This is a genomic window from Endozoicomonas sp. SESOKO2 (genome assembly GCF_024606245.1).
Lineage (GTDB): Bacteria > Pseudomonadota > Gammaproteobacteria > Pseudomonadales > Endozoicomonadaceae > Endozoicomonas_A.
On the sequence record NZ_JAHHPQ010000394.1, the window covers coordinates 1 to 12,554 of the forward strand.

The 12,554-nt window shown below is 48.3% G+C and carries 8 protein-coding genes; 2 read left to right on the forward strand and 6 right to left on the reverse strand.

Annotation, left to right across the window (positions count from 1 at the left end):
* Together KDK17_RS08585 and KDK17_RS08590 are read right to left on the reverse strand one after the other, a co-directional pair.
* Positions 1 to 1,005 (reverse strand): hypothetical protein (locus KDK17_RS08585; protein WP_257276288.1); only part of this gene is annotated, 1,005 nt, incomplete at its 3' end.
* Positions 1,006 to 1,555: 550 nt separating this feature from the next.
* Positions 1,556 to 3,301, reverse strand: a complete 1,746-nt coding sequence (locus KDK17_RS08590) for a hypothetical protein (protein WP_257287862.1) — start codon at positions 3,299 to 3,301, stop codon at positions 1,556 to 1,558.
* 171 nt (positions 3,302 to 3,472) lie between these two features.
* Here KDK17_RS08590 and KDK17_RS08595 point away from each other — a divergent pair, with 171 nt between their 5' ends.
* Complete coding sequence (locus KDK17_RS08595) at positions 3,473 to 3,757, forward strand: hypothetical protein (RefSeq protein WP_257276286.1); 285 nt, start codon at positions 3,473 to 3,475, stop codon at positions 3,755 to 3,757.
* 172 nt (positions 3,758 to 3,929) lie between these two features.
* The gene (locus KDK17_RS08600) at positions 3,930 to 5,372 is read left to right on the forward strand and encodes a hypothetical protein (protein WP_257287863.1); all 1,443 of its coding nucleotides are present in this window, start codon (positions 3,930 to 3,932) and stop codon (positions 5,370 to 5,372) included.
* A gap of 30 nt (positions 5,373 to 5,402) precedes the next feature.
* Here KDK17_RS08600 and KDK17_RS08605 read toward each other — a convergent pair whose 3' ends face one another.
* From KDK17_RS08605 to smc, 4 genes are all read right to left on the reverse strand, one after another.
* On the reverse strand, positions 5,403 to 5,957 hold the full coding sequence (locus KDK17_RS08605) for a hypothetical protein (protein WP_257276284.1): 555 nt from the start codon (positions 5,955 to 5,957) through the stop codon (positions 5,403 to 5,405).
* Positions 5,958 to 5,987: 30 nt separating this feature from the next.
* Positions 5,988 to 8,030, reverse strand: coding sequence for an NAD-dependent DNA ligase LigA (ligA, locus tag KDK17_RS08610; RefSeq protein WP_257276283.1), 2,043 nt, complete (start codon positions 8,028 to 8,030; stop codon positions 5,988 to 5,990).
* A 109-nt stretch (positions 8,031 to 8,139) separates the two neighbouring features.
* Positions 8,140 to 9,210: a cell division protein ZipA gene (zipA, locus tag KDK17_RS08615; protein WP_257280542.1), complete on the reverse strand. Its 1,071-nt coding sequence runs from the start codon at positions 9,208 to 9,210 to the stop codon at positions 8,140 to 8,142.
* Positions 9,211 to 9,633: 423 nt separating this feature from the next.
* Positions 9,634 to 12,554, reverse strand: a 2,921-nt coding sequence (gene smc, locus KDK17_RS08620; RefSeq protein WP_257287864.1) for a chromosome segregation protein SMC, incomplete at its 5' end; no start/stop codon positions are given.

The window sequence follows — 12,554 nt, forward strand, 5'->3', positions numbered from 1 at the left end:
CCATGCCTGCTCTCTGTCTTTTAATCCAAATGCCCCATTCATCATTTTGATGCCATGACAGTAATTGCCAAAGTCGCCCCCCATATAGTGATCAGGATCCGACGGATGAGCTGAGTCAATGGATAAATCATTGCCAAGCTGATCAACAACGCTGTTACAAGTAGAATTGACAAAGCTCAGAACGTTTTCTCTGGGCCATAAGTGTATAGCGAACAACACACCACTGCTCTGTGGTGCGTCGGGTGTTGGAGTATCCGTTTCAGTGGGTACAGATATAACGGTTTTAGTGTCTTTCATAGTCAACTGCACTTGCCCTGTTTTCTGAAAACATCTTACATTCAGTGCAGCGTTTTGAGTGTCTGTTGATCCTGGTACACCTTGTGAAAGATCAAACTCAGAGTGCAAAAATCGGTAGACGAAATTTTCTTCTGTGCCAAACTCACCATGATTGCTACAGCCCAGATCTACCGGCCTGATCCTCATATCGTTATTCGCTGGATCAAGCACCACCCTGATGTTGACTGCAACAAAAATACCCGCGCCCCTCAGATTCAGAATACCCGCCGGTATATAATCCTGTGTGGTCGGGGTTGTAACGGGATATCCTGAGGAAGCAGTGGCTGATGAAACACCAATATCCAGAGGGTTTCTGGAATCGATTTCGATATTCGCCAAATAATAGACAGCATTATTATGGGTTGCCGACATCACGTAGTGACGCTGTAAGCCTCCCTCAATAACAAATTCAGGCAAGATATCCGCTCCGTTCCCCACAAAAGCCGAGTTGTCCGGTAACTGAAAACTGTTGACTCTTCTATGGCTGTCAGAAACGGGCTCTGACAATGGCAATTCATAGACGGCCGGTTGTTCCTGTCCGGGCGATTGCTCTGCATCAAAGATAAACAAAGTTGGACAGATGGTTTCAAAAGCCTCATGAGTCAGTTTTTCTGTTGTACTCGATATCTTTCTTATCTTAACTGTTTCAGGGATTGATGAAGGAGTCACTGAAGGATTCGGAGAACTGCGTAGAGAAATATTTGAAGACGTAGTCGGGGAAGTTGTTGTTGAAGATGCCCGATTGTTCTTTTCCCTGATGAGAGCCTTAAAAGCCGACAAATGATGATTGCACACCTCCCTATCGAAACAATTGGTTAATTCAGAACAATTTGAAACCTCTGTATATGCAGAACTGTCCGCTGGCCCAACTGCGGGGAAAACATGACAAGAAAAGGCGAACACTACTGACAATAGAGCAACCGTCAAGCCCGATCTAAAGCTATTCATAACTGCACTCTGCCGCATATTTGAAAGCCAAAACAGATGTATCCTTGCCGTGACAATCCTTTTTGAAAAGTCGTTATTTATCCTAGACCGGAAATTGGATAAAGAAAGGCAATGTCTTCAGCAATAGGAAATGAGCCCCAAGTCTCTGACAGGTATTATCACGAGAAAGCCGGTAAGTTAACCCCAAGCTATCCGGCAGTTTCTGTCACCGGTTTACCCGACACAACAGCCAGCTTTACTGCGGATTACCTGAACACAGCAGTGTATGATTTCATTCTCTTTTCAGACATGTGACACACCTCGATGGCCTCGTGTATAACCCGCATCTACGTTTATATGGCCGGAGATCTCTAACCACTTCAATCAGCTGGACTAGCGGAATGCCCAAACCTAAAGTAGCAGCTAACATCTGGCTGGTGTATCTTACCGAGGCTTGCCTGATATGTTTTGAAAAATAGAACCAGCTATGGGTAATGGCCTGATTCACAACCAATGCACCAATACCTGCAGACACTATCTGCCCTGGTTTTAATCTTTTTCTGCCAGTATTACTCATAGCCATAGCACCTGTATCAGTAACGTGGGGTGATTGAGTTGTAGAATCGGATATCGGCATAGGGGAGTTACAGGCAGCATCAAATCTCGCCGAAGACCCTGCCTTCACTGAAGCAAATCCTAGTTGGTAACGTTTAGCCAATTCAGTCGAACATCTATGCGAATCAGCCTGATCAACGCCTGTCAAGCCCCATGCCTCGTCTCTGCCTTTTAATCCGAATGTTCCCTGGATTACTTTAGTATCAGAACAGTACCTGCCACCCGAGATACCTCCCATATAGAGAAAAAGGTCCGATGGATTGGCTGACTCGGCGCATAGATCATTGCCAAACTGATCAACAATGCTGTTATAAGTAGAATCAACCAGGTGCAGAACGTTTTCTCTATGCCATAAGTGCATATCGAACAACACACCACTGCTTTTCAATGGTGCAGGCGTTGCCGTTTCAGTGGGTAAGGATATGACGGTTTTAGTGTTTTTCATGGTCAACTGCACTTGCCCTTTATTCTGAAAGCAATCAACAGTCAGCGCAGCATTTTGATATTGTGTTGATTTCTGTATACCTTGCAGGAGATCAAATTCAGAATGCATAAATCGATAGACGAAACTCTCTTCTGTTCCTCTCCCATCACCATGATCAGTACATCCCAACTCTACCAGTTTGATCGCTACCTGATTATCCACCGGATCAAGCACCACCTTGATGTTGTCTGCAACAAAGATACCCGCACCCCGGAGATTCAGAACGCCTCCGGGTACATAACGTGGTTTTCTCGGGGGTGAGACAGAAGGCACTGTGGCAACTGCTGTGAATGATTTGCCTGTATCCAGAGGATTTCTCGAATCGACCTTGATATTCGCCAGATAATAAACAGAATCATTATGGGGTGCCGACATCACGTAATGGAACCAGCTGTGTCCCTTAATAACAAACTCAGGCAGAATATCGATGCGATTCCCCACAAAAGCAGAGTTATCCGGTAACTGAAAACTGCTGAAACCTATGGAAAAGTGCCTGCTACGCCCGGTCATTGGCAATTCATAAACGGCAGCTTGTCCATTTCCAGACGTTTGCTCTGCATCAAAGATAAACAAGGTCGGATGGATGGTTCTAAAAACCTCATGCCCCAGTCTGTTTGTTGTAGCGGATATTTTTCTTATCCTGACCGCTTTATAGCCTGGAGGAGTGTCTGTGCAAGTACTTAAGAACGCATTCCGGGAAATAGCCGGGCAAGTTGTTGAAGATGACTGATTGCTTTTCTCCCTGATGAGATTTTTAAGAACAGGTAAATGACGCCTGCACACGTCCCTGTCAGCACGACTGTTTAATTCAGAGCAACTTGAAACTTCTGTAAATACATCACTGCCCGCTGACTCACCCGTGCCGTAAACATGACAGGGGAAGCAATAAACCGCTGAGAATAGAGCAACTACCAACCCGGATCTTAAGGTATTCATCATTTCAATCTTTCTAATATTTAAAAATCGAAACAGATATTCCTTATCGTTGTAATCCTTTTTAAGACAGCCCGAGCAACTTTAGACCAGATATTTCATAAATAAAGGCAAAGCTTTCCACTTTAAGAAACAAGCCTCCCTCCTTCGGAACTTTCGTTGTTCAAATGGTACTGTATGTCAGCAAAAATCGATCCAAGCGAATCGACACATTTGGACTGCAGTGGCAGCTTTGGCGCAGTGAGCTGGATTGAAGAAATCTCGACGCGTAAGGCGATGAAAAGTGGAACCCGGCTGTTTGGTAATATCATTTTATCCCTGATGAATGCAGGAAAGGCTCTGCTCTCACATACGAAGAAGCTGCTCGACTTCCGGGCAGATAGTGCCAGACTTGAACACCCTGCACGAGATGGTTATTCAGGACGAACAAGATTAGGTTTTTGTGCCGTGGGTGGGGCTTAATATCTACCCGGAGATCTGTGATTGAAATCAATGTGTAAACGTTGCCAATGGAGAAGGTTTTTTTATTAAATTCTGAAAAGTTTTTACAGCACTGAATGGAACAATTTTTTTGATGGCTAAGTATAAATACAGAGTCTAGACTTCATGTCGATTGCTTCAAAGGGTTCTGAGCATGATCATGCTGAAACACTATTTATTAGCCCGGTTAGTCGCCCCTTTATTCCTGTTAATGGCTTTGTTTGCAGAAGCCTGGACGACTCAATCTCCAAACGTCAACTCTTCTCCAGCTTCAACCTCTTCTTCTATAGCACCCTATCCTCCTCTGCCGACAGTATTGTGTGACTCTCTTCCAGCACAAACGCCGGGGGTTCAGCAGCGGCTACGCCAGTACGTAGAACTTGTCAAGGGACGACAGTGTATTGTTCTCGCTGCTGATCCGACAGAGGATCTGAGTGAGACGATCAAACGGGCTCCTGAGAATACTGTTATCCTGCTCTCTTCCGAGACTGTGTCTACTGCGTCTTCTACTTCTACATCCTCTCTCCCTCCGGTGGATAAAACCCCGATTGAGTATCTTATTAATAAAGGAATAGTTTTGAAGGACGGTCAGGACATCATTGGTGCAGCAGACGACGGTTTTGAAATAGTTATCAGAGTTGACGCAGGTTTTAAAGATCTGTCTATGGTCATGATTGATGACATGTACGATTTCGATAAAACGAGAGACAGTCACATAAGGCATGTTACTTTCCAGCCCGTTGGACCTGAGAACAATGTGGGGGCTTTTTCTATTATTTATGCTGGTTGTTATAACCGGAAACTGATTGTAGAAAATAACCTGTTTTATGTGTCTGTCAGACGGGCCGGACTTTTCCTCTCTTGCGCAGGATCCCTTGATGCATCGGTGAACCAGGGTTCGGGCCTGCAGTTTGCCAATAACGTCATGATAGGTAAATCCATACTCTACGACGGGAGTGATATTGTTCCTAAAGGGATAGATATTTATTATGCCGGTACGCAGCAGTTACAGAAGATCGCTGTTATTGAAAATATATTCCAGGGAGAGATGGCACACGCGGGTGACTTTTACCTACCGGCTGGGAGCAGTATGGATATTTTCAGAAACACGGTTGATATCAACAACAATATGCTGGGCAAGAAACCTCTCTCAACGAGACCGGCTCGTTTTAGAGATGGTTTCTTTCTCAGGGGTAATTATGATACAAAAGTCAACTTGTTACCTCCCCTTTTTAATCTGGCAGGCAATCGGATACGCTCAAAAAGTACAGCTATAGGTATCGAAGGACACATTAAACTGGCCCTGGCCTGTAACCATCTTCAGGCAGCCAATCCGTGGCGACAATATCCACCTTCATGGTGGTGGCGACCAAAACAATACGGCTTGAAAGCCGTTGATCCACTACCATTGGCAGGAGAGTGTGAAGGCACTGCGGATTCAACCGGTGCCGTGGTAACGCCCACTTCACCGACAGTCTGCCAGGTTTTCAATACCTGGACGTCTATCGATGGTTCCATGATCAATCCTTTGAGTGGACTGGACAGCCTTGATGGTCGGCTATTCAGCCTTGATGGTCAGTTATTTTTGATGTATTAGTCAACATCTCAGTGACAATAGGCTTCTTGTTCAGAGCCTGCAACGTCGAAGCTGGGCACCGTAGTTTGAAGCTCGACTGTCGACTTTTTTAGCCGTATTCAACAGCCAGGGCTTTTTCTTGTGACTCCCACGCTTATAGCCACCCCAACCCTCATGATAATTCAGGTAGAGCAAATCAGCACGCCATAGAGAGACACCATTAATACGACGGGTCTTGTTGGTATACCAGCCAATAAAATCAATGGCATCCTCAAAATCATCCCGCCCCCTGAACCAGCCACCGTTCTCTTTCAGGTACATTTCCCAGGTGCCATCCTGGGCCTGGGCATAGCCGTAGGCTGATGAATTTCTGGGCAATGGAATAAACAGGAACCAGGGTCTGGGGGGTCTGACATCATGACGATAAGAGGATTCCTGATACATGATAGCCATCATGATCTGAATGGGAGTCCCCCATTTTTCATTGGCTTTTTTAGCGTGTCGATACCAACTACGCTTTTCTTTGAAAATACTGCATAAGTTATGGGGATTGGCAGGCGGTGTTGTGCTGGCACAGCCGGTCAGAAAAAGAAATCCTGTTATCATTATGATCAGTGCCAGTCCCCGTTTCACGTATCAGACTCCCCATTGCTGCATCAAAACAATAAACTCATCTTCTGTAACGACACGAACACCAAGATTTTGAGCCTTGGTCAGCTTCGAGCCCGCTTTTTCTCCAGCCAGGAGCGCCGTGGTTTTTGCTGAGACAGAGCCGGTAACTTTGGCGCCCACTTTCTGTAATACGGCCTTGCCTTCATCCCGGGTCATAGTGTGCAGGGTTCCTGTCAGCACCCAAACCTCACCTTGTAAGGGTTGATCCACATCCTCTTCCTGTCCGGTGTCTTCATCCCAGTGCACGCCAACTTTCAGCAGTTCATCCATCACTTCAAGATTATGCTCCTGCTTGAAAAACGTTTCTATATGAGCAGCAACGACAGGACCGACATCATCCACTTCCTGTAACTGCTCGACCGTCGCTGACTTGATCGCCTCAAGATCACGATAATGAGCCACCAGACTCTGAGCAGTCGCTTCACCTACCTCACGAATGCCCAGTCCGTAGATAAATCTGGCCAGCGTCGTTTTCTGGCTGGCCTTCAAGGCATTGACCAGATTGGTGGCTGATTTTTTGCCCATTCGCTCAAGGGATGCAATAGGCTCTGCTCCGAGTTTGTAAAGGTCAGCCACAGTATTCACAAGACCTTTCTCGACAAACTGATCCACCAGCTTATCACCCAGGCCATCAATATCCATGGCTTTCCTTGAAGCAAAGTGTTTGATGGCCTCCTTACGCTGGGCCGAACAATAAAGACCACCAGTGCAGCGAGCTGCTGCTTCGTCTTCATCTCTTTCAACGTCTGAATGGCACACCGGGCAGCGCTCAGGCAATTCAATATCTCTGGCATCAGCTGGTCTTCGGTCGGGAATAGCCCGAACCACCTTTGGAATCACGTCCCCAGCCCGGTGAATCACAACGGTATCACCTATTTTCAGACCCAGACGTGCCACCTCGTCCATATTATGGAGGGTTGCATTGCTGACGGTGACCCCACCCACAAAGACCGGCTCGAGACGGGCAACCGGCGTAATGGCACCTGTTCTGCCCACCTGGAACTCCACATCTTTCAAAAGGGTCATTTCTTCCCGGGCAGGAAACTTATGGGCAACGGCCCATCGGGGAGCACGAGCTACAAAACCCAGTTGCTCCTGCAGGGCCAGACGGTTGACCTTATAAACAATACCATCAATTTCGTAGGGCAAAGCTTCGCGCTTCTCACTCATTCTGGAAAAGTATTCAGCACAGGCAGCAGCCCCTTTAACTACCCGCAGCTCCGGATTGACCCGCAGGCCCCAGGTTTTAAAACGCTCAAGAATATCCGCATGCCTGTCAGGCAACTCACCCCCTTCAACCACACCGGCACTGTAACAGTAAATATCCAGAGGTCTTTTCGCCGTTATTTTCGAGTCAAGCTGTCTCAGACTGCCCGCTGCTGCATTGCGGGGATTAACGAACACTTTTTCATCCCGGGCTTTAGCTCTCTTATTCAGCCTTTCAAAACCTTCCTTGGGCATAAAGATTTCACCACGAACTTCCAGACGATCAGGCCAACCTTCACCCAGCAATTTCAGAGGAATAGTAGCAATGGTGCGAACATTCAGAGTGATATCTTCGCCAGTCGTACCATCCCCACGGGTAGCACCTCGCATCAGCGCCCCCTTCTCGTATAAAAGGCTGACCGCAATCCCATCCAGTTTGGGTTCGCAGGCATATTCTACTGCTGAATCGGTGCCCAAACGCTCACGGACTCTGCGGTCAAAGTCATTGAGATCGTCTTCGTTAAACGCGTTATCCAGCGACAGCATGGGCAGTTCATGACGAATCTGGCCAAACACTTTCAGGGGGGCAGCACCCACTCGCTGGGTGGGTGATTCAGGTGTAATCAGCTCGGGAAAATCCGCTTCGATGGACTTCAGCTGCTGCATCAGCCGATCATAACTGGCATCGGCAATGATCGGATCGTCCAGAACATAGTAACGATAGTTATGATCATTGATCTGCTCTCGCAGCCCTTGAGCTTGCTGTTGAGCTTCCTTAAGAGAGAGGGTAGTTTGGGTCATGATTCTGTTACTTAAACGGTCCTGAGTGATTCTAAACCGCCTTGAGCCTGTACACTGAAGCCCCCGATAGACCGGGGGAGGATAAAAATTAATGAGAGGTAGAGATGGATCAGTCAGCCAGCTTCTGGGTTAACTGTTTTCTTTCGAAATCGCGAATACGCTGACGATAATGCTCCAGTGTCTGTTGCGTCAGTACACTGAAGTGTTCGTCTTTTAGTTCTCCACCCAAATCCAGCGCCAACTGTCGTACAGTTTCTTCCATCAGCATAAACGCCTTGAGTGGCTCACGGGGTCCGGGCAATCCCATAAAAACACTGACAGCCGGTGTATCAGTCGATTCCAGTTTACCAATATCAAAAGTGCCCGGCTCTACCCCATTTGCCATGCTGAACAGGATCTGTCCGGTTCCATCCTTGTTGGCATAACGGTGAAAGATCGACATATCGCCGTAGCGCATGCCTGAAGCCATCAGACTCTGGAGCAACCTTGCGCCGTCAAAGTTTTCACCACCTTTTGCCAGCAGATTGATCACCAGGATTTCACTGGCTGCAGGACGGTCTGCAAGCTTTTCCTGATTGACAGAACGGTGACTTTTCTCAGTTCTTGCGGGCTTGGTCTTTGCAAATGTGGGGGGTACAGCGGCCTGGGGTTCTTCAACAAACTCAGACTTAAAAGTAAAACTTTCCTGCACGGGTGCAGGTTCTTCAACACCGGAAACAGGCTCTTTTACTCTGGATCCGGGCTCGACAGAAGGCACTTCCGGTACTTCATCAACCTGAGTCAGAACCGGTAAGGGCTCTGATTTTTCCTGAACTTCCGGAGCCTCAACAGACGGTTTCTCTGCGGGTGTCTCTTGCACCGGCCTGGCAGGCGCCATAATTTCTGACCCAAGGCTGGATATTTCCGGTTCGATCCGCTCCCTCACAGAAACATGGGTTGACTCTTCTGAACGCACCCAGTTCTTCACTGTTTCCAACTTCTGGGGGGGAGCCTCTGACCTTCTGGCTCCACCATTGGGCAATTCACTGCCAAACTCGTCTTCATTTCCTTTTACATCTTCAAGACCGAAAGACAGTTCTGATGCTCTTTTTCTAGCCAGACGCATACGGCGGTATCCATCAGCCAGAACGCCAATAATGACGACGATTCCGATTACTACCAACCAATCTCGTAAACTCATGTCCATGCCGCCTGTTTACCCGGTGGGTTGTTGCCGCCTGAAAACCAACAACCCGAAAACGCAAAAAAGTCTGAAATTTATAAATCAGTGAAATGTACTACCATGTTACAACAAAACAATATGTATTCAGACCATTGTTTATGATTATTGATGAAACACGTTTTTAATCTTCACTTTCATAACACTGTCCGACAACCGCCAGAATCAGGTAAGTCAAGCATCCTGACCTACAAGTCTATTTTGGCGAGTATTTATTGTCCCTTCAAGCGCAAACCACGGATATCATTAACAAAGTTCGATAAATAGTGATAACTTTTTTCAGTCGCCTGTGCAACTGTACAAACCGTTTAATCTCAGGTTACACAAAAACAGACTTCTTATACTGAACAACGAATAAAAACTAACCGTTCAATAAGAAAAAGTTCAGAGTTCTGCCATAGCTGCGGCCTCTTCCACATCCACAGATACGGGTCTGGAGACACCGGGCTCCTGCATCGTTACACCCACTAGTTGATTCGCTGCCTGCATGGCAATTTTGTTATGGGTGATGTAGATAAACTGAACCTTGTCACTCATTTCTGAAACCATTTTGGCGTACCGGCCTACATTAGCATCATCCAATGGTGCATCCACCTCATCAAGCATGCAGAAGGGTGAAGGATTCAACTGAAAGATGGCAAATACCAGGGCAATCGCCGTCAGCGCCTTTTCACCACCAGACAGCAGATGGATAGTACTGTTCTTCTTGCCCGGCGGTTGCGCCATGATAGCTACCCCGGTATCCAGGAGATCTTCGCCGGTCAACTGCAGATAAGCGCGGCCACCTCCGAAGACTCTGGGGAACAGTTCCTGCAAACCGGAATTCACCTTCTCAAACGTCACTTTGAAACGCTGACGGGTCTCCCGGTCGATTTTGCGGATAGCATTTTCCAGGGTCTCCAGAGCGGACTCCAGATCATCGTTCTGCGCATCCAGGTAGGTTTTTCGTTCCGACTGGGTTTCGTACTCTTCTATCGCTGCCAGATTGATGGCCCCCAGTCTTTCAATCCGTGCCTGTAATCTTTCCAGTTCCTGTTCCCAGACTTTCTCGCTGGCGTCTTCCGGCATATTGGCCAGAACGGTATCCAGATCAAACTGGTCTTCCCGCAATTGATCAGACAGGGTCGTGCGCCGGACCTGCATGCCCTGCCAGTCCATCCTTAACTTCTCAAGTCTTGAGCGGGCAGTCTGGGCTTTTTGCTCGGCGGACTGCCGACTCTTTTCCATTTGCTGCAGTCGTTGTTCAACGTCCTCCAGCTCGCTGCGAGCCTTCTGCATCGCTTCGTCTTCTTCCAACCTTCTGGCCAGCAGAATCTCCAACTGTTCTTGCAATTCTCCTTCAGGAGAATGGGACTCCGACAGTGACGTCTGAAGCAGCTCCCGGCGTTCCCTCAGTTTGGTGGATTGCTGACTGAGTCGCTCGATAGCCGCTCGCAGAGATTCCACCTGACTGTTGATGGTTTGCTGCCTCAAGGCCAGCTGATGTAGACGATCCTTATCCTGACGGGAACTCTGCCGCAACTGTTCCAGCTTTTCTCTGCCCTTCTCTCTTTTCTCCAGCAGATCTTCTTTGAGACCGCTGTCCATTTCCATTCGATCCAGAGCCTCCTGAAGTCGCAGGCGGGACTCTCCGATACTTTCCTGTTCAGCCTGACTTAACTCCTGACATTCAGCAATTTCTTGCTGAAGTCGAATTCGCCTTTCCGAAAACTGCTCAAGCCTGACTTTTCTGGCACCGAGATCCGCTCTCACCTCACCCTGGGTTCGGTTGAGTTCAGTAATCTGTTGTTGAGTCTGCTGTCGGTGGGTTTCCAATTGCTCAGCCTGAATCCTGGCGTTGGCCAAACGTTCTTCAACCTGCTGACTGAGCGCTTCCAACGTTTCCATTCGGCTGCCAAGCTGTTCAAGCTCTTGCTGACGGGCCAGAACACCGGAATGATTATCCGTTTCGCGACAGACCCGAAGCCAGTTTCCGGATAGCCAAATCCCCTCTTTTGTGACGATGGATTCGTGAGCCTGCAGAGCGGTTCGGGCAGATAAAGCCGCTTCCAGCGAATCTGTGACATAAATGCCTGCCAGTAACCCCTTGGCTTCACTGCCTGACTGTACTTTGCCAGCCAGAGCGTGAAGCGCTCCTCTGGCCTCTTCAGAAACCTGATGAGCGGAAGCATCCAGTAAAACCGCTGCGCCTTGCTCCAGAGAATCCAATAACCCTGCAACAGGATCCAGATCATCAACACAAAGTGCTTGCAAGCTGTCTCCGAGAACGGTTTCAACAGCCAGTTCCCAGCCTGACTCCACTTGCAGTTTCTCGGCTAGCCTGGGTGCAGATGCCAGTCCATGCTGCTCCAGCCAGACCATGACCCCGGTATCCTGTCCCATAGCAGCCTGCTGAAGGGCCTCCAGAGAAGCGTGACGCCCTCTGATCATACTCAGTTCATTGCGATGGCTGTCACGATCTTCCTGTAACTGATCAAATTGAACACGGTTTTCTTCAATGTCAGAGGTGACTTGTTCCAGTTTCAGCTCGTGATTTTCGCGGGTCAGCTCCAGCTCGGTCAGCTTTTCGGAAAGCAGCTCCATCTCTTCAATGTCTTCGCCACCACCAAGACTGCTGCTTTCTTCTCGCAGACGCCGTTCACGCTCATGGAGACGATCCAGTACGGCTTCAGCATGTTGAATTCGGGACTGCTCCACTTCAGCTGCTTTCTGAGGCTCGTGGGAGCGCTGATTAAACTGTTCCCATTCCTGCTGCAAACGATGCACTTCCTCTTCCACCCGGGCAAGAGAGTCACCGGATTGGTATTCCTGCTCCTGAAGCATCTCCAGCTCAGGTTCAATCTGCAGTTTTTCTTCTTCCAGAATTTCCAGCTGAGACTGATCCTCAGCCATCTGTTCACGGGCTTCCTGCCAGCTTTGTTCAAGCTGCTGCAGGTCATGACTCAGTTCTTTGGCCCGCTCTTCCTTATGGCGAAGCGTCTGCTCAATCCGGGTGATTTCATTGCCCGTGCCATAGTATTTGGCCTGGGTTTCATGGAAGTAGTCACTCAACTCCATCTGCTGGGCGCGGTCTTTTTCCATTCCGGCATCGGAGGAGCGCTGCTCACTGACGGCCGCTTCCAGCTGGACTTCCAGCTCGGAAATCACATGTTCCTGATTCCTGACCTTTTCATCGATGCCCCGCCAACGCAAGGCCTGAAGCTGGGCTTTTTTCAGTCGTTCATCGGCTTTGTATTCTTTGTATTTTTCTGCCGCTTCGGCCTGTCTCTGCAAATGCCCGAGACGACGCCCCAGCTCTTCTCGCA